The sequence below is a fragment of the Paraburkholderia sp. MM5482-R2 genome (genome assembly GCF_050436125.1).
Taxonomy (GTDB): Bacteria; Pseudomonadota; Gammaproteobacteria; order Burkholderiales; family Burkholderiaceae; genus Paraburkholderia; species Paraburkholderia tuberum.
In genome coordinates, this window is record NZ_JBNDLP010000002.1 from 2,719,425 (window position 1) to 2,744,209 (window position 24,785).

The window sequence follows — 24,785 nt, forward strand, 5'->3', positions numbered from 1 at the left end:
GCTGGATGCGGATGCCCGCGAAGGCGTTAACTCAAACGATATTCTGGGCGAAACCCGTCGCCGTTTCCATGTCGACCGCGACGATCCGCGAGACGCCCTGCTCCTGCATCGTCACGCCGATCAGCTGCTGCGCCATCTCCATCGCGATCTTGTTGTGCGAAATGAACAGGAACTGGGTTTTGTCCGACATCGCCCGTACCAAATTCGCGAAACGCTCGGTGTTGGCGTCGTCGAGCGGTGCGTCCACTTCGTCGAGCAGACAGAACGGCGCGGGATTCAGCTGGAACATCGCGAACACGAGCGCGGTCGCGGTCAGCGCTTTCTCGCCGCCCGACAACAGGTGAATCGTCGAATTCTTCTTGCCCGGCGGTTGCGCCATCACCTGCACGCCGGCGTCGAGAATTTCGTCGCCGGTCATGATCAGCTTCGCCTGGCCGCCGCCAAAGAGACGCGGGAACAGCTCGCCGAAATGACGGTTCACTTCGTCGAACGTACTTTGCAGCAGCGTGCGCGTTTCGGCGTCGATCTTGCGGATCGCGTCTTCGAGCGTTTCGATCGCGCTCGTCAGGTCGGCCGACTGCGAATCGAGGAAGCTCTTACGCTCGGTCGCGGCCTTCAGCTCGTCGAGCGCGGCCATGTTGACCGGCCCGAGCGCGGTGATCGCGTTGTTGATGCGCGTGACTTCGCCCTGCAGGTACGACGGCTTCATGTCCGCCGTCAGCTTGGCTTGCAGTTCGGCTTCATCGACACCGGCCGCGGCCAGCTGCTCGACGAACTGCTCGCCGCTGATGCGCGCGGCCTGCTCCTTCAACTGCAATTCATTGATGCGGTCGCGCAGCGGCTGCAGGGCGCGCTCGGCGGTGAGGCGCGTTTCGTCGGCCGAGCGCAGCTTCGCGGTCAGGTCGTCGAGCTCGACGCGCGCGGCGCGCAGCGCCTCTTCTTTCACGGCGCGGATGTCGAGCGCGTCCTGCAGCCCGGTGTGCGCGGTCTGCTCGTTGATCGTTTCCAGTTCGGCGCGCGCGTCTTCGAGCGCGCCCGCAACGCGCTCGCTCTGCTCGTGCGCGACCTGGATGCTGCGCTTCAATTCGTCGATGCGGTTCGCCATGTTGCGCGCGGCGAAGCGCGCGTCGGTGGCGGCGCGGTCGAGCTCGCGTGCTTCGCCGCGGGCGGTCGTCAGTTCTTCGTCGAGTGCTTCGAACGCGAGCTGGTGATCTTCGAAGCGCGCCTGCAGTTCGGCGAGCTCGCCGTCGTGACGCTCGAAGTTCGCTTCCGACTCGGCGCGCAGCGCCCGCTGCTCGTCGATCTGCGCGGCGATCTCTTCGAGTTCCTCGCGAATCTGCGTGCTGCGCTGCGTGTAGCGTTCGTGTGCCTGGGTGAGCCTCAGCACGTCCATCTGCAACGCGTGCACCCGCTGCGTCGCGCGTTCGGCCTGCTGGCGCAGCTCGGCGAGCGCCTGCGCGGCTTGCGTGTGCGCGGCTTCGGCGCGGATCGCGGCGGCCTTCGCCTCGTCGGCGAGCAATGCCTGTGCGCGCACCTGGCGGCCGAGGTTTTCGATTTCCTGCTGACGCGCGAGCATGCCGGCCTGTTCGGAATCGGCCGCATACAGCTGTACGCCGACGCGCGTGACCACGTGCCCCGCCTTGACGACGAATGCGGCGCCCTCGGGCAGCTGCGCGCGCATCGAAAGCGCCTGCTGCAGATCGTCGGCGACGAAGGCGAGGCCGAGCCAGTCGGTCAGCACCGCGCGGATACCCGCGTCCTCGATGCGCACGAGCGACAGCAGCGAGCGCAGCGCCCCCGCCGCCGCGGCAGGCTGACCAGCCGCGGGCGGCGCGTAGAACGCGAGCTTGGCCGGTGGCGCGTCGGTTGCGAACGCCTTGACCCAGTCGAGATTCGACACTTCGAGCGCGGCGAGGCGCTCGCGCAGCACCGCTTCGAGCGCGGTTTCCCAACCGGCCTCGACATGCAGTTTCTTCCACAGACGCGGCAGGCTGCCCAGCTCGTGCTTGTCGAGCCACGGCTGGATCTTGCCTTCGGTCTGCACGTTTTCCTGCAACTGCCTGAGCGCGGCGAGGCGCGCGTCGAGCTGATGGATCTGCGCGCTTTCGGCCTGCACGCGCTCCTGCGCGGCGCGGCGTTCACCGTCGAGCCGCGGCAGTGTTTCCTGCGCGTCGGCGAGGCGGCTCTGCGCGTCGTGAAGGATTTCCTCGTGCTCGGCGAGCTGCATGCGCAATTCCTCGAGCTGCGCCTCGTCGGGCGCGTCGAGGCCACCCTCTTCCGATTTGAGCCGCTCATGGCGCTGCTGCAGCTGCTGCAACTGCTGATCGGCATTGCGCTGATGCGCGGCTTCGAGCTTCAGCGCCTGCTCGGTCTGCGCGATGCCGCCGCGCTCGGTGTTCAGCTCCGCCTGAGCGTCGCGCCAGCGCGCTTCGAGGGCGGGCAGCGCATCGTGCTTCGCGGCGGCGTCCTCTTCGGCGAGCACGGCTTTTTCTTCAGCGACGGCCAGTTGCTCTTCAGCGTCGGCGATATCGTCCTGCGCCTTGTCGGCCTGCGATTGCCACTGCTCGCGCTGCGCGGTCAGCGCGGCGATCTGCGCCTGCACGCGGTTGCGCGATTCGACGATGAAGCGGATCTCGGCTTCCAGCCGGCTCACTTCCGCGTTCGCCTCGTACAGCGCGCCCTGCGCGCCCTGCATCGCGTCGCTCGCCGAATAGTGCGCGACGCGCAGCGTTTCGAGTTCCGCCTCGACTTCGCGCAGCTTCGCGGTTTGCGCCTCGAGGTCGACCTGCGCCTGCTCGATCGCGCGTTGCTGGCGCTGCTGCTCGCCGGCCGCCTCGTTCTTGCGCAGCAACCACAGCAGACGCTGCTTTTCCTCGCCGTCGCTTTGCAGCTCGCGATAACGGGTCGCGACGACCGCCTGCCCCTCGAGCTTCTCGAGATTCGTGCCGAGCTCGCGGACGATGTCCTCGACGCGCGTCAGGTTCTCGCGCGTGTCGTGCAGACGGTTCTCGGTCTCGCGGCGGCGCTCCTTGTACTTCGACACGCCGGCGGCTTCTTCGAGGAACACGCGCAGCTCTTCGGGCTTCGCCTCGATCAGCCGCGCGATCATGCCCTGCCCGATGATCGCGTACGCACGCGGCCCGAGGCCGGTGCCGAGGAAGATGTCCTGGATGTCGCGGCGCCGCGCCGGCAGATTGTTGATGTAGTAGCTCGACGTGCCGTCGCGCGTCAGCACGCGCTTCACGGCGATCTCCGCATACTGGCCCCACTGGCCGGCGGCGCGGCCGTCCGCGTTGTCGAACACGAGTTCGACGCTCGCGCGGCTGCCGGGCTTGCGGGCGGTCGAGCCGTTGAAGATCACGTCCTGCATCGACTCGCCGCGCAATTCAGAGGCGCGCGATTCGCCGAGCACCCAGCGCACGGCGTCGATGATGTTGGATTTGCCGCACCCGTTCGGACCGACCACGCCAACCAACTGGCCTGGGACCTGGAAATGCGTGGGATCGACGAAGGATTTGAAACCAGCGAGTTTGATCGAGGTGAGCCGCACGGCGATTTCGCTGTTTGAAAAGAGAGAGTGATAGGTGGCTCGCGAGGTTGCGCCAGTCGTTCACCGCCGCAGCGGGACGGCCCCGCGCAACCTCGCGAGCCTTCGCAATTTGGTTGCCGGCTGCATGCGCTCATGCATATCTGAGGCACACACAGATACGCATGCGCCGGCTAATGAGGGGGAATCATACCATCGCGCGTGGACGATTCTTACTGCCCTTTCGGCGGTCGTCACTGTCGCCGTCAGGGCCGTGTTCGTCACCGCGTTGGTCGCCGCGTTTGCTACCGCATTGACCACCGCGTCCATCGTCGCCGCCGGGCCCCTCCGTGTCCCCGATGGCGGGATCGGGCGGCGCCAATTTCGTCCGATGCACCCAGCTCGACAAGGCCGACGCGAGCACGATGCACGCGCCGCCGGCCCATTCGCGCGGGCCCGGTACTTCGCCGGCGAACAGCCACGCCGACAGCGCCGTCACGACGAGTTCGAACAGCATGATGATCGACGCGCGATTGGCCCGCACGCGCGAGAGCCCGTATTGCACGAGCATGTTGTTCGACGCGAGCAGCAGACCGAGACCGAGCACCAGCAGCGCCGCCGTGCCCAGCTGCGCGCCGACGGGCGGCGCGGGCATCGGCTCGAACAGCGACGCGAGCGCGCCGAACAGCGCCGCGCCGCCGAAGATCACCGCGGTGCGCATTTCGGGCTTCATGTCCGGCAGCACGCGGCTCGTCTTCAGGATCAGCACGTTGCTCATCGCGAAGCCCATGCCGCCGGCGAGCCCGGCCCATTCGGCGGGATTGCCGGGTACCGGAATGCCGAGACGCGGCGACCATAGCATCGTCATCGCGCCCACGAGCGACAGCGCGGCCAGCGCCGCGCCCGACCACGTGAGCCGCTCGTGCAGGATGAAATGCGCGAACAGCGCGGTCCACGCGGGCGTCAGATAGAACAGCAGCAGCACGCGCATCACCTGACCGTGGATCGCGCCCCACACGAAGCCGAGATTCGTGACGCCCGCGGCGAGCGCGAGCGCCGGCAGCAGCCAGTGCCACCGCACGGTCTTCAGCGCGCCATTCCGCACGAGCAGCACGAACAGGCAGCCGGTGCCGCTCGTGAGCGCGCTCGCGGCGGTGCCGGTCACCCCGAGCGCGGCCAGCATCCGCAGCGGATACCAGACCATCCCCCAGACCGACGCGCCCAGCATGATCGCGAGCGTCGGCCAGCCGTTGCGAAGCCAGTTGGTCATGGGGCGGGACTCCGACGGGCGTCGTGGGCGGGTCGTATGAGGGTCCAGCCGGCCGTCTCCTGAACTGCTGCGTACATTGCTGCTCCTGCGTATTCTTTTACGCGAACCGTGGCAGATTCGCGCCGTTCCCGCCGCGGCGCCCCGGTGTGCCGCCTCGCGGATTGCTCCCGCGCCGCGCGCCAGGCTCCCGCCTGGTCCGCGGGCGCGCCACGCTATAATCGTCCGTTCGCCGCCGCCCGCCGGCGCGCGTGCCCGGTTGTCCCGCCATTCGTCCGCGTCCATCCCGATCAGGCCATTTCGTCCGTGAATCCGCTACTCGACTCCCTTCAGCCCTATCCGTTCGAAAAGCTGCGCCTGCTTTTCAAGGACGTCACGCCGCCGGCCGGCCTTGCGCACATCAGCTTCGGCATCGGCGAGCCGAAACATCCAACCCCGCCGCTGATCCGCGACGCCGTCATCGATTCGCTCGGCGGCCTCGCCGCGTATCCGGCCACGCTCGGCTCGGCGCCGCTGCGCGAGTCGATCGCGAAATGGGTCGCGCAACGCTACGACCTGCCGCCGCTCGATCCGCTGACCGAGGTGCTGCCGGTGGCGGGCTCGCGCGAGGCGCTGTTCGCGCTCGCGCAGACGGTGCTCAATCCGCGCCGCGACGCTGACGGCGAGCCTGCGATCGTACTCTGTCCGAACCCGTTCTACCAAATCTACGAAGGCGCGGCGCTGCTCGGCGGCGCGCAGCCGTACTTCGTCAACAGCGACCCGGCGCGCAACTTCGCGTGCGACTACTCGGCGGTGCCCGCCGACGTGTGGGCCCGCACGCAACTGCTGTACGTCTGCTCGCCGGGCAACCCGACCGGCGCCGTGCTCACGCTCGACGACTGGCGCGAGCTGTTCGCGCTATCGGACCGCTACGGCTTCGTGATCGCTTCGGACGAGTGCTACTCGGAAATCTATTTCGACGAGTCGAAGCCGCCGCTCGGCGGCCTCGAAGCGGCCCACAAGCTCGGACGCGGTTTCGAGCGCCTCGTGATGCTGTCGAGCCTGTCGAAGCGCTCGAACGTGCCGGGCATGCGCTCGGGCTTCGTCGCCGGCGACGCCGCGATTCTCAAGGCGTTCCTGCTGTACCGCACGTACCACGGCACGGCGCTGTCGACCGTGTTCCAGAGCGCGAGCGTGGTCGCCTGGAGCGACGAGACGCACGTGCGCGAGAACCGCGCGAAGTACCTGCAGAAGTTCACGACCGTCACGCCGATGCTCGCCGACGTGCTCGACGTGCGCCTGCCCGACGCCGCGTTCTACCTGTGGGCCAACGTCGAGCGCACCGGCCTCACGGACACCGAGTTCGCCCAGCGCCTCTACGCCGACTATAATGTGACGGTTCTGCCGGGCTCGTTCCTCGCGCGCACCGCGCACGGCGTGAACCCCGGCCGCAATTTCGTGCGCCTCGCGCTCGTCGCCGACGTCGACGAATGCACGGCGGGCGCGCAGCGGATCGTCGAATTCTGCCGCTCGCTCAGTGTCAACTGAGTGCAGCCTGAGCCTCGCTCGAGCTACACGGCATCCCCTTCTTCAGACTTCAACCCTTCAGATAATCACGCATATGTCGCAACAACTTCAGAGCATCATCGATACCGCCTGGGACAACCGCGCCGAACTGTCGCCGAAAGCCGCGCCGGCAGAAGTGCGCGAAGCCGTCGCCCATGCGATCGAGCAACTCGATAAGGGGGCGCTGCGCGTCGCCGAAAAGAAGGACGGCGACTGGGTCGTCAACCAGTGGCTGAAGAAGGCCGTGCTGCTATCGTTCCGTCTGGAAGACAACGCGCCGATGCCGGCCGGCGGCTACAGCCAGTTCTACGACAAGGTGCCGTCGAAGTTCGCGAACTACACCGCTGAAGACTTCGCCGCCGGCGGCTTCCGCGTGGTGCCGCCCGCGATCGCGCGCCGCGGCTCGTTCATCGCGAAGAACGTCGTGCTGATGCCGTCGTACACCAACATCGGCGCGTACGTCGACGAAGGCACGATGGTCGACACGTGGGCCACAGTCGGCTCGTGCGCGCAGATCGGCAAGAACGTGCACCTGTCGGGCGGCGTCGGCATCGGCGGCGTGCTGGAGCCGCTGCAGGCCAACCCGGTCATCATCGAAGACAACTGCTTCATCGGCGCGCGCTCGGAAGTCGTCGAAGGCGTGATCGTCGAGGAAAACTCGGTGATCTCGATGGGCGTGTACCTCGGCCAGAGCACCAAAATTTACGACCGCGAAACCGGCGCAGTCACGTACGGCCGCATTCCGGCGGGATCGGTCGTGGTGGCGGGCAACCTGCCGTCGAAGGACGGCACGCACAGCCTGTACTGCGCGGTCATCGTCAAGAAGGTCGACGCGAAGACGCGCGCGAAGGTCGGCCTGAACGAGTTGCTGCGAGGCGATTGATGGCGCGCGGCACCAAAACCGTCGTCTACGGCATTCCGAACTGCGACACCGTGAAGAAGGCCCGTGTGTGGCTCGAAGAGCACGGCGTCGAGTTCGAGTTCCACGACTTCAAGAAGGCCGGCGTGACCGAGCCGCTCGTGCAGGACTGGCTCAAGGACGTCAAGCTCGAGGCGCTGCTGAACCGCCGCGGCACGACGTGGCGCGCTCTGTCCGACGACATGAAGGCGGCCGCGGAAACGCAGCCGGGCGCGATCGCGCTGATGATCCACAAGCCGTCGGTGATCAAGCGGCCGGTGCTGGTCGTGAACGGGCGGGTGAAGTCGCTCGGCTTTTCGGCGGACGAGTACGCGGCGCTGTTTGTCTGAGCGCGGCGCTGAAGCGCCAGGCTCCAGCACGAGGTAGTCGAACGCGCGGCCTCGCGCCGCGTCGTTCAAAGGCTGTTGCCGGCTGCGGTGCCTCACCGCGAGCCGGCATTTTTTCATTTCAAAGTGGCTTGTACTGAATCCATGTCCGGCACCCTCGCCCTTACCGAACAACTGATCGCGCGCGCGTCCGTCACGCCCGACGATCAGCATTGCCAGCGTCTCCTGATCGAGCGCCTCGCCGCGCTCGGCTTCGAGCACGAGACGATCGAATCCAACGGCGTGACCAACCTGTGGGCCGTCAAACGCGGCGTCGACGGCACGCAAGGCAAGCTGCTCGCGTTCGCCGGCCACACCGACGTGGTACCGACCGGCCCGCTCGAACAGTGGCGCTCGGCGCCGTTCGAGCCGACCCAGCGCGACGGCAAGCTGTACGGCCGCGGCGCGGCGGACATGAAGGCGTCGATCGCCGGCTTCGTCGTCGCGAGCGAGGAGTTCGTCGCCGCGCACCCCGAGCACCGCGGCTCGATCGCGTTCCTGATCACGAGCGACGAGGAAGGCCCCGCCACCGACGGCACCGTCAAGGTCGTCGAAGCATTGCAGCAGCGCGGTGAGCGCATGGACTACTGCATCGTCGGCGAGCCGACCTCGAGCGAGCGTTTCGGCGACATGGTCAAGAACGGCCGGCGCGGCTCGATGTCGGGCAAGCTGATCGTCAAGGGCGTGCAGGGCCATATCGCCTACCCGCATCTGGCGAAGAATCCGGTGCACCTGCTGGCGCCAGCGCTCGCCGAACTCGTCGCCGAGCGCTGGGACGAAGGCAACGACTATTTCCCGCCGACCACCTGGCAGGTGTCGAACCTCCACAGCGGCGCCGGCGCGACCAACGTGATCCCCGGCCACGCGGACGTGATGTTCAACTTCCGTTTCTCGACCGCGAGCACCGTCGAAGGACTGCAAAAGCGCGTGCATGCGATTCTCGACAAACACGGCCTCGAATACGAACTGCAATGGACCGTGAGCGGCCTGCCATTTCTCACCCCGAGCGGCGAGCTGTCGAGCGCGCTCGCGCAGGCGATCAAGGACGAAACCGGCGTGGACACCGAACTGTCGACCACCGGCGGCACGTCGGACGGCCGCTTCATCGCGCGCATCTGCAAGCAGGTGATCGAGTTCGGTCCGCTGAACGCGAGCATCCACAAGATCGACGAACATATCGAAGTCGCCCATATCGAGCCGCTGAAGAACGTGTATCGCCGCGTGCTCGAACAACTGATCGCGTAACCTGGAACTTTGCGATGACGCTTCCTTTTTGCACCGTCCGCGACCTGCTGCGTTATGCAGTGTCGCGTTTTAGCGAGGCCAAACTGTCGTTCGGCCACGGCTCGGCCAATGCCTACGACGAAGCCGCCTATCTGATCCTGCACACGCTGCATTTGCCGCTCGACCTGCTCGAACCGTTTCTCGACGCGCGCCTGACCACGGCCGAAATCGAGGCGGTGCTGAAAGTGATCGAGCGACGCGCCGCCGAACGCGTGCCGGCCGCGTACATCACGCAGGAAGCGTGGATGCACGGCTATCGCTTTTACGTCGACGAGCGCGTGATCGTGCCGCGCTCGTTCATCGGCGAGCTGCTGCAGGACGGCCTGCAGCCGTACGTCGAGGACCCCGAGCAGGTCGGCGCGGTGCTCGAACTGTGCACCGGCTCCGGGTGCCTCGCGATCCTCGCCGCGCACGCGTTCCCGAACGCCGACGTCGACGCGGTCGATCTGTCCGCGCCCGCGCTCGAAGTCGCGACGCGCAATGTGCTGGATTACCACCTCGAGGAGCGCATCGCGCTGTTCGAAGGCGACCTGTATGCGCCGCTCGCCGAGCGCCGCTACGATGTGATCATCAGCAATCCGCCGTACGTGAACGCCACGTCGATGCAGGAGCTGCCGGCCGAATACAAGCACGAGCCGGAGATGGCGCTCGCCGGTGGCGCCGACGGCATGGACATCGTGCGACGGATCATTGCCGACGCGCGCAACTGGCTGACCGAAGACGGCGTGCTCGTCATCGAGATCGGCAACGAACGCGAGCACGTCGAGGCCGCGTTCGGCGGTCTCGACCTCGTGTGGCTGTCGACCAGCGCCGGCGACGACAACGTGTTTCTGATCCAGGCCAGCGACTTGCCGGTCTGAGTCCGGCATGCTGAGCGTTTGATCGTCGTTTCAAGCGCGTTTCTCAGGCAGGGTCACGAGCAATCGCCGCGACAGCGCGTGGCCTTGCCCGCAACCGCAGCCTGAGCCCGTTGCCCGACGCGTTCGCCGCAGACCACGGAGCGAGCCCCTGCCCGCCTCCGTTTCCTGAACCACGGCGCTTCGCCAACTGTTCGCGAGCTTATGTCATTCGACCTGCTTCACGTCGGCACGCTGGTTGCTGTTGCCCACATTCTCGGCATCATCGCGGCCGCTCACGCGATTCTCCATACCCGCACCTCGCAAGGGGCGATCGCGTGGGCCGTGTCGCTGGTCGCGATGCCTTATCTGACGCTCATACCCTACCTGTTCCTTGGCCGCAGCAAGTTCGCCGGCTACGCGGACGCGCGCCGCGTCGAGAACGAGCTGCTGCGCACGCGCGCGCATCCGCTGGAGTGGGACACGCAGGCGTCGTCGGCCGGGGTGCCGACGCAGCAGCTCGGCTCGCGGCTCGTGCAGTCGCTGACGCGCCTCGGCGGCATGCCGTTCCTGCCCGGCAATACCGTGCGCACGCTGGTCAACGGCACGGCGACTTTCGAGGCGATCTTCGAGGCGATCGAGAACGCGCGCCGCTATGTGATCGTGCAATTCTTCATCGTGCGCGACGACGCGCTCGGCGACATGCTGAAGGACGCGCTGATCGCCAAAGCCAAACAGGGCGTGCGGGTCTACTTCCTGTATGACAGTATCGGCAGCTTCGATCTGCCGCACCGCTACGTCGCGGCGCTGCGCGCCGCCGGCATCGAGATGCAGCCGTTCGCCACGAACCGCCTCTTCGTCAACCGTCTGCAACTGAATTTCCGCAATCACCGCAAGATCGTGGCGGTCGACGGCGAGCGCGCGTTTGTCGGCGGTCATAACGTCGGGGTCGAATATCTGGGCGCGAAGCCGCCGCTGTCGCCGTGGCGCGATACGCACATCGAAGTGCGTGGTCCGGCGGTCGCAAGCATCCAGTTCGTCTTCATCGAGGACTGGTACTGGGCCACGCAGCAGTTGCCCAAGTTCGACGCGCCGGCCGCGGATTCCGTGACCCCATCCTTCGACCAGCCCGGCGACCACGGCGCCAACGAGCGCGCCGCGAACAACATGCACTGCCTCGTGCTGCCGAGCGGCCCGGCCGACAAGCAGGAGACCTGCTCGCTGTTTTTCGTCGAAGCAATCAACGCGGCACGTGAACGCATCTGGATCACGACGCCCTACCTCGTCCCAGACGAAGCCGTATTCGCTGCGTTGCGCCTCGCTGCGCTGCGCGGCGTCGACGTGCGCATCCTGATTCCGAGCCGCCGCGATCACCTCGTGGTGTTCGCGGCGTCGAAGCTCTATGCGTACGACTCGCTGCGCGCGGGCATTCGCATCTTCCGCTATCAGCCGGGCTTCCTGCATCAGAAGGTCGTGCTGATCGACAGCAGCGCGGCCGCGATCGGCAGCGCCAATCTCGACAACCGCTCGTTTCGCCTGAACTTCGAGATCATGGTGCTGACCGTCGACCGCGGCTTCGCGCTCGAAGTCGAGACGATGCTGCTCGACGACTTTGCCGAGTCGCGCGAAATCGACCGCGACGAGTACGACAAGTCGAGCGCGCTGCGACGCATGCTGATGCACGTCGCGCGGCTCTTTTCGCCGATCCTGTAGGCGTGCCCGCTTACAGCAGCGCTTCGATATCCCCGGTGATCGCCTCGGGCTTGGTCAGCGGCGCATAGCGCTTGACGACGTTGCCGTCGCGGCCGATCAGAAACTTCGTGAAATTCCACTTGATCGCCTCGAGACCGAGCAGTCCCGGCGCCTCGATCGTCAGATAGCGGAACAGCGGGTGCGCGTTCGGGCCGTTCACGTCGATCTTGTCGAACATCGGAAACGTCACGCCGTAGTTCTTCTCGCAGAAGCTGCCGATCTGCGCGGCGTCGCCCGGCTCCTGCTTGCCGAACTGGTTGCACGGAAAACCTAGCACCGCGAGCCCGCGCGCCGCGTACGCGTCATACAGTTTCTGCAAGCCCGCGTATTGCGGCGTGAACCCGCATTCGCTCGCGGTATTGACGATCAGCATCACCTTGCCTTCGTACCGCGCGAGACTCGCTTCCTCGCCGCCGAGCGTGCGTGCCGAAAACGAAAAGATCGATGTCATGTGCCCTCCCGTGAAAGCCGTCAGTCTATGCCAAAAGCGCTACCGATACAGTCGGCCGGATGGCCGATGAGCGCTGCGCGCGAAGTGACAGACGGGCAATCGGCGCCGCGCGCCCGGCAACGCGCCGGGCAGTCTAAAATAGCGGTTTTCTTCAGCCGGCCACGTCGTGATCCGCTTCAATCAGTTCAGCCTCGCGCGCGGCACCAAGCCGCTTTTCGACAACACCACGTTCACCTTGAACCCCGGTGAAAAAGCCGGCCTCGTCGGAGCGAACGGCGCGGGCAAGTCGACGCTGTTCGCCGTGCTGCTCGGCGAGCTGCATGCGGACGGCGGCGATTTCTCGATCCCGCCGACCTGGCGCATCGCGCACGTCGCGCAGGAAACGCCCGCCGTCGACAAAACCGCCCTCGCCTACACGCTAGACGGCGACGCCGCGCTGCGCGACATCGAAGCGCGCATCGCTTCGGCCTCCGCGGCGCACGACGGCGCGGCAGAAGCCGAAGCGCACGCCGCGTTCGCCGACGCCGACGGCTACACCGCGCCGGCTCGCGCCGAAGCGTTGCTGCTCGGCCTCGGCTTCACGCTCGAGCAGACCCGCGAGCCGGTCAGCAGCTTCTCGGGCGGCTGGCGCATGCGCCTGAATCTGGCGCAGGCGCTGATGTGCCGCTCCGATCTGCTGCTGCTCGACGAACCGACCAACCACCTCGACCTCGACGCGATCGTCTGGCTGGAAGATTGGCTGAATCGCTATGCGGGCACGCTGATCGTGATCTCGCACGACCGCGAGTTTCTCGACTCCGTCTGCAACGTCACGCTGCATCTCGAGAACCAGCAGATCAAACGCTACGGCGGCAACTACTCGCAATTCGAAGTGCTGCGCGCGCAGCAGATCGCGCTGCAACAGAGCGCGTACGAAAAGCAGCAGCGCACGGTCGCGCATCTGCAGAGCTACATCAACCGCTTCAAGGCGCAGGCCACCAAGGCGCGTCAGGCGCAAAGCCGGGTGAAAGCGCTTGAGAAGATGGAGCTGATCGCGCCCGCGCACGTCGGGTCGCCGTTCACGTTCGAGTTTCGCACTCCCGACTCCGCGCCGAATCCGATGATGGTGATGGAAGACGTGCGCTGCGGCTACCATGCCGAAGACGGCAGCGAGATTCCGATCGTCGAGCGCGTGAGGCTGTCGATCCAGAACGGTCAGCGCATCGGCCTGCTCGGCGCGAACGGCCAGGGCAAGTCGACGCTGATCAAGACCCTCGCGGGCACGCTCGAACCGTTGAGCGGCCACGTACGCGAAGGCAAGGGTCTGCGCATCGGCTACTTCGCGCAGCATCAGCTCGAAACGCTGCGTCCGGACGACACCCCGTTGCAGCACCTCGCGCGTCTCGCGCCCGATACGCGCGAGCAGGAGCTGCGCGACTTCCTCGGCAGCTTCAACTTTTCCGGCGACATGGCGACCGCGAAGATCGCGCCGTTCTCGGGCGGCGAGAAGGCCCGCCTCGCGCTCGCGCTGATCATCTGGCAAAAGCCGAACCTGCTGCTGCTCGACGAGCCGACCAACCACCTCGACCTCGAAACGCGCCACGCGCTGACGATGGCGCTCGCGCAATTCGAAGGCACGCTGATCCTGGTCTCGCACGACCGGCATCTGCTGCGCGCGACGACCGATCAGTTCATGCTGGTCGCGAAGCATCGTCTGCAGGAATTCGACGGCGATCTCGACGACTACCGCGACTGGCTGCTGCAGCATGCGGCCGAGCAGCGCGCCGCGCTGAAGGCCAATGCTTCCGGTGCGTCGGACGCAGCGTCCAACGGCGCGGCAAGTGGCGACAGCAACGTCAATCGCAAGGAACAGCGCCGCCTCGAAGCGGAAACGCGGCAGAAGCTCGCGCATCTGAAGAAGCCGCTGCAAAGCCGCATCGCGAAGATCGAAAGGGAAATGGACGCACTCAACGCGGAGAAAGCGACGCTCGATACATTCGTCGCCGATCCCGCGAGTTACGAACCGGAGCAGAAGAGCAAGCTGACGGAGGCGATCCGCCGTCAGGCAGACGTGAACGCGCGCCTCGACACGCTCGAAGCCGAATGGCTCGAGACGCACGAGGAACTCGAACAGATCGGCTAGCGGCACCGCGCCGGCATCCACGGGAGCTTGGCTTTGTCATTTGCGAATTCATCGTCCGGGTTATCGGCCCCAGAATCCGTAGCTGCATCGGCAGCCGATGCGCCGCCGTTGCAAGGACTGCGCGTGCTCGACCTCACGCGTCTGCTGCCGGGTCCGGTGGCCGCGCTGCGCCTCGCCGAGCTCGGCGCCGATGTGCTGAAGATCGAGGCGCCCGGCGCGGGCGACCCGACTCGCACGATGATGCAGTCGTCGAGCGATCGTGTCGCGGGCCGACCCGGCGCGTTTTACCGGATGGTCAATCGCGGCAAGCGCGAGACGCGCCTCGACCTCAAGTCCGAAGCAGGACGCCAGGTGCTGCGCGCACTCGCGACTGAAGCCGACGTGCTGATCGAGAGCTTCCGGCCCGGCGTGATGGAGCGGCTCGGCCTCGGCTACGCGACGCTCAGCGCAGCCAATGCGCGGCTCGTCTATTGCGCGATCAGCGGATATGGCGCGAGCGGTCCGTTCGCGGACCATGCCGGCCACGATCTGAATTACCTCGGCTATGCAGGCGTGCTCGATCAACTGGCGAACCGCGACGGTGCGCCGATCCTGCCGAACTTCCAGATCGCCGATCTGCTCGGCGGCGCATTGAGCGCGGTCACGCAGATTCTCGCGGCGCTCTGGCATGTCGCGCGAGGCGGCGCGGGCCGCTTCGTCGATGTATCGATGACGCACACGAGCTATGCGCACAACTTCGTCGCGCAGGTGTCGCTCGTCAACGAAGGTGCGGCGCTCGCCGCGGGCAGTGGTCTGTTGAACGGCGGCGTGCCCTGCTACAACCTCTACCGCACCAGCGATGAACGCTGGCTCGCGGTCGGCGCGCTCGAATTGAAGTTCTGGGAAACGCTGTGCATGGCGCTCGATCGGCCGGAATGGGCGACGCGTCACTGGAGCCTGGGTCAGGCGATCGGCGGTCCCGATGCCGTGGCACTCATTCAGGAAGTCGCCAATCTGATTGCGACGCGCACGCTCGGCGAATGGGTGGAATCGCTGGAATCGCTCGATTGCTGCGTGTCGCCGGTGCTGACGCCCGCTGAAGCGGCGCAGCATCCGCTGTTCAATCCGCACGCGTATGCGGCGGTGGCCGCGAGCGCCGCCGACTCACACGACGACGCGGCCTAATGCGCGTGGCGCAGCCGCGACGCGGGCGCAATGAAGATCAAGGCCCGGTCAATCGAAAAACCCGCCGCCGTCAACGCCGCGTCGGCGTCTGCCTCGGCAGCGTTTGCCGCGGCGACTTTTCGTCGTCGTACAGCAGGTGCTTGCGGCCTTCCACATGGCGGCTGATCGTGGCACGCACTTCGGCGGCCGTTACGTCTTCGGCCACCACCCGCCGCGAGATCTGACCCGCGGTGTCGATCCACTCGACGATCCGGCAAGCGCCGCCCCACGGCTGATGAATCGGTGCGGAGACCCGGCAGCCGCGCACCTGGATGTTATGGTGGGCAGCGGTTTCACGAGACTGTTTCAAGGCGCGATCCTTTTTCGAGCATCAGACGGGATGCATATCATTACAGCTTAGAAAAAAGGTATGGCGACCAGGTTACAGCCAATATGAAGATATTTACCGGGCATTACGGTACCGCAAGCGTACAAAGTACCGGCGAGCCGTCCCGGCCCCCGTCTATTCGAGCGTGCGGACGCGGTCGATGGCCTGTTCGATCCGTTCGACCGCAACGACCTGTAAGCCTTCGATTGGCTGTTTCGGCGCATTGGCCTTCGGAATCACCGCCACCGAGAAGCCGAGCTTGGCTGCTTCCTTCAGGCGCTCCTGACCGCGCGGCGACGGCCGGATTTCGCCGGCGAGGCCCACTTCGCCGAATACGACGAGCCCCTTCGGCAGCGGCTTGTTGCGCATCGACGAATGGATCGCGAGCAATACCGCGAGGTCGGCGGCGGGCTCGGAGATCTTCACCCCGCCCACCGCGTTCAGGAACACGTCCTGATCGAAACAGGCGATGCCCGCGTGCCGATGCAGCACCGCGAGCAGCATCGCGAGCCGGTTCTGTTCGAGGCCGACCGCAAGGCGTCGCGGATTCGGCGCGTTGGCCGCATCGACGAGCGCCTGCACTTCGACCAGCAACGGCCGCGTGCCTTCCTGCGTGACGAGCACACATGAGCCCGGCACCGACTGCTCGTGCTGCGATAAAAACAATGCCGACGGATTCGCGACGCCGCGCAAACCACGCTCGGTCATCGCGAACACGCCGAGTTCGTTGACCGCGCCGAAACGGTTCTTGATCGCGCGCACGAGACGGTACGACGAGTGCGTATCCCCCTCGAAATACAGCACCGTATCGACGATATGTTCGAGCACGCGCGGTCCCGCGAGCGCGCCCTCTTTCGTCACGTGCCCGACCATGATGATCGTCGTGCCCGACTGCTTGGCGATGCGCGTGAGTTGCGCCGCGCACTCGCGCACCTGCGCGACCGAGCCCGGCGCCGATGTCAAAGCATCCGAATAGACGGTCTGGATCGAATCAATCACGGCGACTTCAGGCCGTTGCTCCGTGATCGTCGCCTGAATTTTTTCGAGCTGGATTTCCGCGAGCAATTGCAGCTCGCTTGCCTTCGAGCCGGGTTCGAGCAACGCCAGCCGTTGCGCGCGCAACGCGATCTGCGCGCCAGATTCTTCGCCGCTGATATAGAGCGCGCGTTTGTCCGCCGCGATTTCCGCGAGCGATTGCAACAACAGCGTCGATTTACCGATGCCCGGATCGCCGCCGATCAACACCACGCCGCCCGGCACGAGGCCGCCGCCGAGCACGCGGTCGAATTCGCTGACGCCGGTTGAAAAGCGCGGCACGTCCGACGCGTCGATGTCGGCGAGGCGCCGTACCGGCGTGCTCTTCGCGAGCGACTGGAAACGGTGACCGGACGTCGCCTCCGCGACCGATTCGACGAGCGTGTTCCACGTCTGGCAGGACGGGCATTGACCGGACCACTTCGGCGACTGTCCGCCGCATTCCCCGCAGATGTACAACGTCTTCGCTTTCGCCACGCGTTACTCCGCCCGAACCGGCACACGCGGCGCGACCGCGCACATCAGCTCGTAGCCGATCGTGCCGCAGGCCTGCGCGACGTCGTCGATGGGCAGCGCGGTGCCCCACAATTCCACGCGCGAGCCGACGTTGGCGGTCGGCACCGGGGTCAGGTCGACGGTCAGCATGTCCATCGACACACGTCCAACGACCCGTGTGCGCACGCCATCGACGATCACCGGCGTGCCTTCCGGCGCGACGCGCGGATAGCCGTCCGCGTAACCGCACGCGACCACGCCGATGCGCATCGGAGCGCGCGCAGTGAACCTCGACCCATAGCCGACCGAGCTGCCTTCGCCGAGCGTCTGCACGGCGATCAGTTCCGACGCGAGCGTCATCGCGGGCTGCAGGCCCGTGCCGTCGATCGCGGCCGTCACGCCGGACGGCGACGCGCCGTACAGGATGATGCCCGGACGCACCCAGTCGAAATGCGCTTCCGGATGCCACAGCGTCGCGGCCGAATTCGACAGACTGCGCGCACCGGCGATGCCCTGCGCGCCGCGCTCGAACGCCTCCATCTGATGCGCGATGCCGCGCTCGGCATCGGCATCGGAAAAATGCGTCATCAACGTGATCTGGCCGACGCCCTGACAGGCGCGCGCACGTTCCCACGCGGCACGGAATTTTTCGACCGTGTAGCCGAGCCGGTTCATGCCGGTGTTCATCTTCAACTGAATATTGACCGGTTTCGACAGACGCGCCATTTCGAGCATGCGCAGTTGCTCGTCCGAATGCAGCGCCGTGGTCAAACTGTAGCGGTCGATTACGTCGATGTCGGTCGGCCGAAAAAAGCCTTCCAGCAGAAGAATTGGGCCCGCCCAGCCCAATTCACGCAACTTCACCGCTTCTTCGAGGTCCAGCAGCCCAAAGCCGTCCGTAGCGCGCAAACCGGGAAACACGCGCGCGAGGCCATGCCCGTAGGCATTAGCCTTGACGACGGCCCAGATTTTCGATTTCGGCGCATAGCGCCGCGCGACAGCGAGGTTATTGGCGAGAGCAGCGGTATGAATCGTGGCGGAAAGGGGGCGCGGCATGGGATTTTTTCGTAAAGACACTTGCGAATCAGCGGCTTACAGGGCGTTTTCAGCGCTCGGCGGCCCGCTGGGCGGTGCGATCAAGGATTCTGCTAGTCCGAATTCAGCTATTTTCATGATATAAAGCCGTGCGCACAACCCATTTCGATCGGCATAAGCCCGGACACATGACAAACGGCCGGGGCGGACAGACCGCAGCGAGGACAGCATCGCATCAGATGAAAAAAGGTTTTTACACCATCATGGCCGCGCAGTTTTTTTCGTCGCTGGCCGACAATGCGCTTCTGATCGCTGCTATCGCTCTGCTGAAAGATCTTCACGCTCCGAACTGGATGACGCCGCTGCTCAAGCTGTTTTTTGTGCTGTCGTACGTCGTTCTTGCCGCCTTCGTAGGCGCATTCGCCGACTCCCGTCCGAAAGGACGCGTGATGTTCATCACCAATACGATCAAGGTGGTTGGCTGCATAACGATGCTGGTCGGCGCGCATCCGCTGATTGCGTACGGCATCGTCGGCTTCGGCGCGGCGGCCTACTCGCCCGCCAAATACGGCATTCTCACCGAACTGTTGCCGCCTGACCGGCTCGTTGCCGCGAACGGCTGGATCGAAGGCACCACGGTCGGCTCGATCATTCTCGGCACGGTGCTCGGCGGCGCGCTGATCAGCCCGCATATCGCCGCGCCGATTCTCAAATGGCACATCCCCACCGTGAACACGCCCGCGGAAGCCGCGATGGTCGTGATCATGGCCATTTACGTGATCGCCGCGCTGTTCAATCTGCGCATTCCCGACACCGGCGCGCGCTATCCGCGACAGGAGCACGGGCCGATCCGCCTGATCACCGATTTCGCCGACTGCTTTCTCGTGCTGTGGCGTGACAAGCTCGGACAGATTTCGCTCGCCGTGACGACGCTGTTCTGGGGTGCAGGCGCGACGCTGCAATTCATCGTGCTGAAGTGGGCCGAAGTGTCGCTGGGCATGTCGCTGTCCGAGGCGGCGATCCTGCAGGCGGTGGTCGCGGTTGGCGTCGCGTTCGGCGCGATTTTCGCGGCTTCGCGTGTGCCGTTGAAGAAGTCGCTGTCGGTCTTGCCGGTCGGCATCATGATGGGTATCTCCGTGATGCTGATGGCGTTCTACACGCGCGATCTGTTTCCCCCGCATTGGGGCGTGTATTTTGGCCGCATGCACGTGTCGGGCTATCTGATTTTCGCGTATATCTTCCTGATGTTCGTGGGCGGCCTGTCGGGCTTTTTCGTCGTGCCGATGAATGCGCTGCTGCAGCATCGCGGGCACGTGCTGCTGTCGGCGGGCCATTCGATCGCCGTGCAGAACTTCAACGAGAATCTGTCCGTGCTCGTGATGCTGTGCCTGTACGCGGTGCTCGTGTGGCTCGACGTGCCGGTCACCATCGTGATCGTTCTGTTCGGCACCTTCGTCTGCCTGATGATGTGGCTCGTGATGCGACGCCATCAGGCGAACCAGCGCGCCTTCGATTCGGTCGCGCTGATCGGCGAAGCCAAGCACTGATCGGCTGCGCCGGGCCGGCCGCGGCACACACGAGCGCGCCCCCCTTCTTCCTCGCTCGACCATGACTCAATCGATTCCCAATGTGCTGACGATCGCCGGTTCCGACTCCGGCGGCGGCGCCGGCATCCAGGCCGATCTGAAGACCTTCTCCGCGCTCGGCGCCTATGGCGCGAGCGTGATCACCGCGCTGACCGCGCAGAACACGCGCGGCGTGACCGCGATTCACGCGCCGGACCCGGGCTTCGTCACCGCGCAGCTCGACGCGGTGTTCGACGACATCCGCATCGACGCGGTGAAGATCGGCATGCTCGCGAATGCGCCGATCGCGCGTGCGGTCGCCGACGCGCTGCGCCGTCATCAGCCCAAACACATCGTGCTCGACACGGTGATGATCTCGAAGAGCAATCACGCTCTATTACTACCCGATGCGGTCGCGGTGGTACGCGACGAACTGCTGCCGCTCGCCGATCTGCTGACGCCGAATCTGCCGGAAGCGGCCGCATTGCTGGGCATGCAACCCGCCGCCGACGAAGCCGGCATGGTCGAGCAAGGCGAAGCGTTGCGCGCGCTCGGCGCGCGCGCGGTGCTGATGAAGGGCGGCCATCTGAGCGCGACCGATAGCCCCGACTGGCTCGTGCAGGAAAGCGGCACGCTGCGTCTCGGCGGTCCGCGCGTGCCGGTGAAGAACACGCACGGAACGGGCTGCACGTTGTCGTCGGCGATCGCGGCCTTGATTGCGCAGCGCGACGATCTCGCTAGCGCGGTCGCCGATGCGAAGGTTTATCTGACGGGTGCGTTGCAGGCGAGCGAGCGGCTCGACGTCGGCCACGGCGTGGGGCCGGTGCATCACTTTCATCGGTGGTGGTGAGCGACGTCATTGCTTCGCGTAACACCGCGCGTGCTCGGGCCAGTCGTCGGGCACGATAAAACCGCGCGAGCGTTCAAGTACACGCCCCGTGTTGTCTTCGATGAATCCGGCGACCATCGTCGGGCCGTGTTGCGGTGAGATCTGCGCGGCGAGCGTGTTTGCGTCGACGTAGCACGTGTCGTCCGCACCGGCTTGCGTTCGATATTGCGGCGCGAGCCATTCGAGCCGCGCCAACACCCGCCACCTGTGCGCATGCGCGCACGCGAAAGCCGGCCAGTCGCGATGCGTGACCCACCAGCCGCGACCGTGCGCGGGATCGAGTTCGGCAGGATCGGTGGGCATCTCGCCATGCCGGTAAAACAGCCAGCCTTTGACGAACATCTGCGGCGTCCACGCGCCCGCATAGCCCGTCGAGGCAAATTCCTCGCGTGCGCTGAGCGGCAACTGATGATCGAGCAAATGCGCGAGCTTCAGATCGAGGCGGTCTTTCAGATTGGGGCCGACGTAATCGGCGAGACGCGCCGCCTCTGCCCCATTCGCATCGCCCGCATGCAGATAGCACTTCACCGCGAGTTCCCAATGCAATCGCGCGCCCTGGCGCGTGCGCACGAGGAAATCGCATTCACCGAGCGTGAGGCCCGCATGTCGTAGCGGCACACCCGCTGCGATCAGTTGCGTCGCCGGTCCATGACGAAGGAAAAAGCCCAGCAGGCGTTCGGCGTAGCGGCCAAGGCGCGTGATACGCGTGGCCGCGAGATCTTGACGCAGAAGTGCCGGCGCGGCGTCGAGCGCGCGCAGCCAGTCGAGCGTGGCCTGCAATTCCTGCGGTGTGCCGAAAGGATCGGCGAGCGCGCCCGTGGGAAGCTGAGGGCGCAACAGATCGGGACTGAGCAGCAGCCACGCGAGATCGCGGACAGCGGGATCGCGCAGCGCATCGACTGAAGCATCGCCACGCAAACCCAGCAAGGTATCGAGAAGCGCCGCGCGGCTGACAAACGCGGCGGGGCATGCGCGCCGCCGGTCCCTCGGGCATCGTCACTTTGATTCGTTCGACGGCACGCCGCCGTTCGCGAGGCACGTGGCACGCGCGAGGCACAGATCCGCCCAGGCCTTGGCCTTGTCGGGCAGGCTACGCAGCAGATAGGCCGGATGATAGGTGACGATCACCGGTACGCCCTCGTACGTGTGCACGCGGCCGCGCAACGACGAAATGCTCGCGTCGGTCCTGAGCAGACTTTGCGCGGCGAAACGGCCGAGCGCGACGATCAGCTTCGGCTTCACGAGCGACACCTGACGCTGTAGATAAGGTTCACAACGCGCGACTTCGTCCGGCTGCGGATTGCGATTGCCAGGCGGCCGGCACTTGATCACGTTCGCGATATACACGTTGGTGCTGCGCGCGAGCGCGAGCGAGTGCAGCATGTTGTCGAGCAGCTTGCCGGCCTGGCCAACGAACGGTTCGCCTTGTCGGTCCTCGTTCTCGCCGGGCGCTTCGCCGATCAGCATCCAGTCGGCCTCGCGATCGCCGACGCCGAACACCGTGTTCGTGCGCTTCTCGCACAGCCGGCACGCCTCGCATCCGGCGACGCGCTCGGCGAGCGCGTCCCAGTCGAGTGTGTGGATAGACGGCAGCGCGGGCGCGTCGCGGCGCGCTTCGGCGGGCGCGGCGGCCGATGCGGTCGGATCGTCGAACCACGCGAAATCGTCCTCGGAAGGGGCGTCGAAAGTCGGCGGGGCTGAAAAGTCAGTTTGCGGTTCTGATGTTTCGCGCCGCGCTGCAGTTTCGTCGAAGCGCGGCGTGGATTCGCGCTGCACTTGCGGCGGCTGCACCTCGGCGGACGCGCGCAGCGGTTCGCGCGAGGTCTGCGTCGCAGGCTCCGCGCGACGCAAGTCTGCCGCGTGTTCCCGCGGCGACTGCAGCGCATCGCTCTGCCCGGCCTCCTCTCGCGCCGCGAGTCCGCGACGCACCCACAACGGCGCGAGTCCGAATTCTTCGAGCACCGATTCATGCAGCGCCATCTGCGCCCTCCGTGGCTAACGACAGACGCATCACGATCGCGTCCTCCCGGCCGCGATGCCGCGCCGGATAATAATTTTTGCGTCGGCCGATCGACGCGAAGCCGAAGCGCTCGTACAACCGGATCGCCCGACGATTCGACGGCCGCACTTCGAGCAGCAGCCCCTCGAGCCTCTCCGCGTGCGTGATGCGCACCGCCTCGCGCAGCAGCGCGAGGCCTGCGCCGGCGCCTTGTGCTTGCGGCGTGACGCACAGATTCAGCAGATGCATTTCATCGACGACTGGCATCAGCACGCAGTAGCCGATCAACGTCCCCGTCACGTGACGCAGACAGACGCCGAAATAGCCATTGCGCAGCGAGTCGCCGAAGTTGCCGCGGCTCCACGGAAACTCATACGCAAGTTTCTCGATCGCGGCGACTTCGTCCAGGTCGCTTTCGGTCATCGGCGACATGTAGCGGTCCGTGAGCAGCACCCCGCTCATGGGCGCGCCTCGTCGTGGGACGGTTGGCCGGAGCCGCCATCGGGCGCGTGCTGCGCGGACTGCTCGGCGCTATGAGCCGCTTTGGCTGATTTCGCCGCTTTGTCGGCCATGCGCTCTGCGGTCGTCTGCGCGACCTTGTCGCGCACGTACTCGGGTGCGGCCTGATCGGCGCGCACCGTGCGGCCCGCATGAAACGCGCGCAGCGCCGCGTACGCGAGCGGCAACGCATGCGGCAACGCTTGGCCATCGACGCTCCGCGCGGCTGCGACCGCCGGCAAGCGCTCGCCGAACGCGGCGGCCGCGTTGCCGGCGAGTGTGAATGGCACGTCGGGCAGCACGAGCCGCTCGGGTGCATCGAGCGTCGCCGTCTGCACGGTGCGCCATTCGTGTTGCGTGTCGTCCCACGCGTAGTCGGCCCAGTAGATTTCGTCCATGCGCGCGTCGAGCGCGGCGAGCACGCGCGTCGTCGACGGATCGCGCAGGCGGGCGCTCTCCGCGCACGCGAGCAGCGTGCCGATCGGTACGACCGGCAGGTTCAGGCCGAACGCGAGGCCTTGGGCGACGCCGGTCGCCGTACGCAGCCCGGTGAACGAACCCGGACCCGAGCCGAACGCGATCGCGTCGCAATCCGCCAGCGTGAGGCCAGCTTCGTCGAACAGTTCGCGGATCGCCGGCAGCAGGCGGGTACTGGACACCGCGCCGGTTTGTTCGTGACGAACCCAGACGCGCGGTTCGGCGCTGGGCTGACCGGCGGCATCGACGGACGCGGACACGAGCGCCGCCGAGCAGAACTCGGTCGATGTATCGAGGGCAAGGAGCACTGTTTGAGTCATGGACCGTATTGTAATCGGCGCGGTGCGCCTGAATCGTGGTTTGCGCGGCCGCGCTGCCCGGCTTCGCGGCCGTCATCGTTTGGAATAAGCCCTCGGTCCCGGGGCGGCGGGCAATTGCTATGATTTTCGGCCGATCTCATCTATCCCGCCACGCGGGCCAAACGACCATGACCGACATCAATTCCCAGTTCGAGCAAGCCCAGCAAGTCGTCAAGCAACTGCCCGAGCGTCCGGGCAACCTGACGCTGCTGCGTCTCTATGCGCTCTTCAAGCAGGCGAGCGAAGGCGACGTGCACGGCGACAAGCCGGGCTTCACCGACCTCGTCGGCAAATACAAGTACGATGCGTGGGCGGCGCTCAAGGGCACCGCGGCCTGAGTTTCCGGCGCGCCAATCATCTGCCGAAATGGCCGTCTGGCAATGCTGCGACCGCCTCGCGGCAGTTTCGGACACGAAGCTCCGGCCCGCCGCCCTCACTCGCCTACTTCATTCCGACACTTTCTTCTGTCGGAATTGCCTGAATGGTGGCGCAGTGCAGCAAATGTCGCTACAATGCCGCCTGCGCTTCACTGCTTTGCCCGTTTTTTCCAGCGGTCCTCGCGGCGCAGCGTCCATAGCGTTTGCTCCAATCCAGTTTAGAACCTGTCCCCTTCTGCCTAGCCCACTCCGGGCTCAAGTCCCAGGCTGGCGACTCGCCATGTTGGCACGTCGCATCCGATACAGCTTCTAACGAAAAACTCGCCTTCATTGTCGCGAGTTGCCCCCGTTTTTCGATTTGCTCGCTGCTGTTTTGCTCGCTGAATCCGACGACTTGGGTATGCCGATTGGCGTTGACGTTTTCATCCGATGAACCACCCAGGATCGTTTTCAAGGAT

General features: G+C 65.8%; 21 protein-coding genes and 1 pseudogene. 11 read left to right on the top strand and 11 right to left on the bottom strand.

Features of this window, described 5'->3' with window-relative positions:
* Positions 1-31 precede the first annotated feature (31 nt).
* Positions 32-3,550, bottom strand: a complete 3,519-nt coding sequence (gene smc / locus OKW37_RS15350; protein ID WP_429405562.1) for a chromosome segregation protein SMC — start codon at positions 3,548-3,550, stop codon at positions 32-34.
* A 184-nt stretch (positions 3,551-3,734) separates the two neighbouring features.
* Positions 3,735-4,796, bottom strand: coding sequence for a DMT family transporter (locus OKW37_RS15355; RefSeq protein WP_184056915.1), 1,062 nt, complete (start codon positions 4,794-4,796; stop codon positions 3,735-3,737).
* 303 nt (positions 4,797-5,099) lie between these two features.
* Here OKW37_RS15355 and dapC point away from each other — a divergent pair, with 303 nt between their 5' ends.
* The 6 genes from dapC to cls all read left to right on the top strand — a co-directional run bounded on the left by dapC (position 5,100) and on the right by cls (position 11,455).
* Positions 5,100-6,320, top strand: coding sequence for a succinyldiaminopimelate transaminase (gene dapC, locus OKW37_RS15360; protein ID WP_429405560.1), 1,221 nt, complete (start codon positions 5,100-5,102; stop codon positions 6,318-6,320).
* A 73-nt stretch (positions 6,321-6,393) separates the two neighbouring features.
* A complete protein-coding gene (gene dapD, locus OKW37_RS15365) occupies positions 6,394-7,221 on the top strand; it encodes a 2,3,4,5-tetrahydropyridine-2,6-dicarboxylate N-succinyltransferase (protein WP_090800603.1) in 828 nt (275 codons plus the stop codon).
* Positions 7,221-7,586: an ArsC family reductase gene (locus OKW37_RS15370; RefSeq protein WP_090800605.1), complete on the top strand. Its 366-nt coding sequence runs from the start codon at positions 7,221-7,223 to the stop codon at positions 7,584-7,586. The genes dapD and OKW37_RS15370 overlap by 1 nt, the downstream gene beginning before the upstream one ends.
* A 141-nt stretch (positions 7,587-7,727) precedes the next feature.
* Positions 7,728-8,867 carry a succinyl-diaminopimelate desuccinylase gene (gene dapE / locus OKW37_RS15375; protein WP_184056919.1) on the top strand — a complete coding sequence of 380 codons (1,140 nt, stop codon included), beginning with the start codon at positions 7,728-7,730 and terminating at the stop codon, positions 8,865-8,867.
* Between the two features lie 14 nt (positions 8,868-8,881).
* A complete protein-coding gene (gene prmB, locus OKW37_RS15380) occupies positions 8,882-9,766 on the top strand; it encodes a 50S ribosomal protein L3 N(5)-glutamine methyltransferase (protein ID WP_429405557.1) in 885 nt (294 codons plus the stop codon).
* A gap of 201 nt (positions 9,767-9,967) precedes the next feature.
* Positions 9,968-11,455, top strand: a complete 1,488-nt coding sequence (gene cls, locus OKW37_RS15385; protein WP_184056921.1) for a cardiolipin synthase — start codon at positions 9,968-9,970, stop codon at positions 11,453-11,455.
* 10 nt (positions 11,456-11,465) lie between these two features.
* On the opposite strand, the gene OKW37_RS15390 is transcribed toward cls, so the two are convergent.
* The gene (locus tag OKW37_RS15390; RefSeq protein WP_429405554.1) at positions 11,466-11,945 is read right to left on the bottom strand and encodes a glutathione peroxidase; all 480 of its coding nucleotides are present in this window, start codon (positions 11,943-11,945) and stop codon (positions 11,466-11,468) included.
* A gap of 166 nt (positions 11,946-12,111) precedes the next feature.
* Here OKW37_RS15390 and OKW37_RS15395 point away from each other — a divergent pair, with 166 nt between their 5' ends.
* Both OKW37_RS15395 and OKW37_RS15400 read left to right on the top strand, forming a co-directional pair.
* Positions 12,112-14,067: an ATP-binding cassette domain-containing protein gene (locus OKW37_RS15395; RefSeq protein WP_429405551.1), complete on the top strand. Its 1,956-nt coding sequence runs from the start codon at positions 12,112-12,114 to the stop codon at positions 14,065-14,067.
* 108 nt (positions 14,068-14,175) lie between these two features.
* Positions 14,176-15,231, top strand: a complete 1,056-nt coding sequence (locus OKW37_RS15400) for a CaiB/BaiF CoA transferase family protein (protein WP_429405549.1) — start codon at positions 14,176-14,178, stop codon at positions 15,229-15,231.
* A 70-nt stretch (positions 15,232-15,301) separates the two neighbouring features.
* On the opposite strand, the gene OKW37_RS15405 is transcribed toward OKW37_RS15400, so the two are convergent.
* From OKW37_RS15405 to alr, 3 genes are all read right to left on the bottom strand, one after another.
* Complete coding sequence (locus OKW37_RS15405) at positions 15,302-15,580, bottom strand: DUF2866 domain-containing protein (RefSeq protein ID WP_090800615.1); 279 nt, start codon at positions 15,578-15,580, stop codon at positions 15,302-15,304.
* A gap of 153 nt (positions 15,581-15,733) precedes the next feature.
* Complete coding sequence (gene radA / locus OKW37_RS15410; protein ID WP_429405547.1) at positions 15,734-17,110, bottom strand: DNA repair protein RadA; 1,377 nt, start codon at positions 17,108-17,110, stop codon at positions 15,734-15,736.
* 3 nt (positions 17,111-17,113) lie between these two features.
* Complete coding sequence (gene alr / locus OKW37_RS15415; RefSeq protein WP_184022619.1) at positions 17,114-18,184, bottom strand: alanine racemase; 1,071 nt, start codon at positions 18,182-18,184, stop codon at positions 17,114-17,116.
* A gap of 218 nt (positions 18,185-18,402) precedes the next feature.
* On the opposite strand from alr, the gene lplT reads away from it, so the two are divergent.
* Both lplT and thiD read left to right on the top strand, forming a co-directional pair.
* Positions 18,403-19,710 (top strand): lysophospholipid transporter LplT, encoded by a 1,308-nt coding sequence (lplT, locus tag OKW37_RS15420; protein WP_184056931.1) that lies wholly within the window; start codon positions 18,403-18,405, stop codon positions 19,708-19,710.
* A 61-nt stretch (positions 19,711-19,771) separates the two neighbouring features.
* Entirely contained in the window at positions 19,772-20,578 is an 807-nt protein-coding gene (gene thiD, locus OKW37_RS15425) for a bifunctional hydroxymethylpyrimidine kinase/phosphomethylpyrimidine kinase (RefSeq protein WP_187610460.1), read from the top strand.
* Positions 20,579-20,584: 6 nt separating this feature from the next.
* Here the strand turns inward: thiD and OKW37_RS15430 are convergent, their stop codons facing one another.
* The 4 genes from OKW37_RS15430 to tsaB all read right to left on the bottom strand — a co-directional run bounded on the left by OKW37_RS15430 (position 20,585) and on the right by tsaB (position 23,911).
* Entirely contained in the window at positions 20,585-21,544 is a 960-nt protein-coding gene (locus OKW37_RS15430; protein ID WP_429509860.1) for a DUF1853 family protein, read from the bottom strand.
* Between the two features lie 69 nt (positions 21,545-21,613).
* Positions 21,614-22,597, bottom strand: coding sequence for a uracil-DNA glycosylase (locus OKW37_RS15435; RefSeq protein ID WP_429405543.1), 984 nt, complete (start codon positions 22,595-22,597; stop codon positions 21,614-21,616).
* Positions 22,584-23,078 carry a ribosomal protein S18-alanine N-acetyltransferase gene (rimI, locus tag OKW37_RS15440; protein WP_184049061.1) on the bottom strand — a complete coding sequence of 165 codons (495 nt, stop codon included), beginning with the start codon at positions 23,076-23,078 and terminating at the stop codon, positions 22,584-22,586. The genes OKW37_RS15435 and rimI overlap by 14 nt, the downstream gene beginning before the upstream one ends.
* A complete protein-coding gene (gene tsaB, locus OKW37_RS15445; protein WP_184056942.1) occupies positions 23,075-23,911 on the bottom strand; it encodes a tRNA (adenosine(37)-N6)-threonylcarbamoyltransferase complex dimerization subunit type 1 TsaB in 837 nt (278 codons plus the stop codon). Before tsaB ends, rimI begins: the two co-directional genes overlap by 4 nt.
* A gap of 167 nt (positions 23,912-24,078) precedes the next feature.
* Here tsaB and OKW37_RS15450 point away from each other — a divergent pair.
* Positions 24,079-24,279, top strand: a pseudogene (locus OKW37_RS15450) (acyl-CoA-binding protein); the annotation flags it as partial.
* Between the two features lie 178 nt (positions 24,280-24,457).
* Here OKW37_RS15450 and OKW37_RS15455 read toward each other — a convergent pair.
* Positions 24,458-24,781: a hypothetical protein gene (locus OKW37_RS15455; protein ID WP_184056947.1), complete on the bottom strand. Its 324-nt coding sequence runs from the start codon at positions 24,779-24,781 to the stop codon at positions 24,458-24,460.
* Positions 24,782-24,785: the final 4 nt, after the last annotated feature.

What these genes read in the sequence shown, in the direction of transcription:
- thiD (WP_187610460.1), top strand. Translation starts at nt 19,772, where the DNA reads ATGACTCAATCGATTCCCAATGTGCTGACGATCGCCGGTTCCGACTCC.
- OKW37_RS15435 (WP_429405543.1), bottom strand. Translation starts at nt 22,597, where the DNA reads ATGGCGCTGCATGAATCGGTGCTCGAAGAATTCGGACTCGCGCCGTTG.
- OKW37_RS15355 (WP_184056915.1), bottom strand. Translation starts at nt 4,796, where the DNA reads ATGACCAACTGGCTTCGCAACGGCTGGCCGACGCTCGCGATCATGCTG.
- alr (WP_184022619.1), bottom strand. Translation starts at nt 18,184, where the DNA reads ATGCCGCGCCCCCTTTCCGCCACGATTCATACCGCTGCTCTCGCCAAT.
- prmB (WP_429405557.1), top strand. Translation starts at nt 8,882, where the DNA reads ATGACGCTTCCTTTTTGCACCGTCCGCGACCTGCTGCGTTATGCAGTG.
- rimI (WP_184049061.1), bottom strand. Translation starts at nt 23,078, where the DNA reads ATGAGCGGGGTGCTGCTCACGGACCGCTACATGTCGCCGATGACCGAA.
- dapD (WP_090800603.1), top strand. Translation starts at nt 6,394, where the DNA reads ATGTCGCAACAACTTCAGAGCATCATCGATACCGCCTGGGACAACCGC.
- lplT (WP_184056931.1), top strand. Translation starts at nt 18,403, where the DNA reads ATGAAAAAAGGTTTTTACACCATCATGGCCGCGCAGTTTTTTTCGTCG.
- OKW37_RS15370 (WP_090800605.1), top strand. Translation starts at nt 7,221, where the DNA reads ATGGCGCGCGGCACCAAAACCGTCGTCTACGGCATTCCGAACTGCGAC.
- OKW37_RS15390 (WP_429405554.1), bottom strand. Translation starts at nt 11,945, where the DNA reads ATGACATCGATCTTTTCGTTTTCGGCACGCACGCTCGGCGGCGAGGAA.
- dapE (WP_184056919.1), top strand. Translation starts at nt 7,728, where the DNA reads ATGTCCGGCACCCTCGCCCTTACCGAACAACTGATCGCGCGCGCGTCC.
- tsaB (WP_184056942.1), bottom strand. Translation starts at nt 23,911, where the DNA reads ATGACTCAAACAGTGCTCCTTGCCCTCGATACATCGACCGAGTTCTGC.
- cls (WP_184056921.1), top strand. Translation starts at nt 9,968, where the DNA reads ATGTCATTCGACCTGCTTCACGTCGGCACGCTGGTTGCTGTTGCCCAC.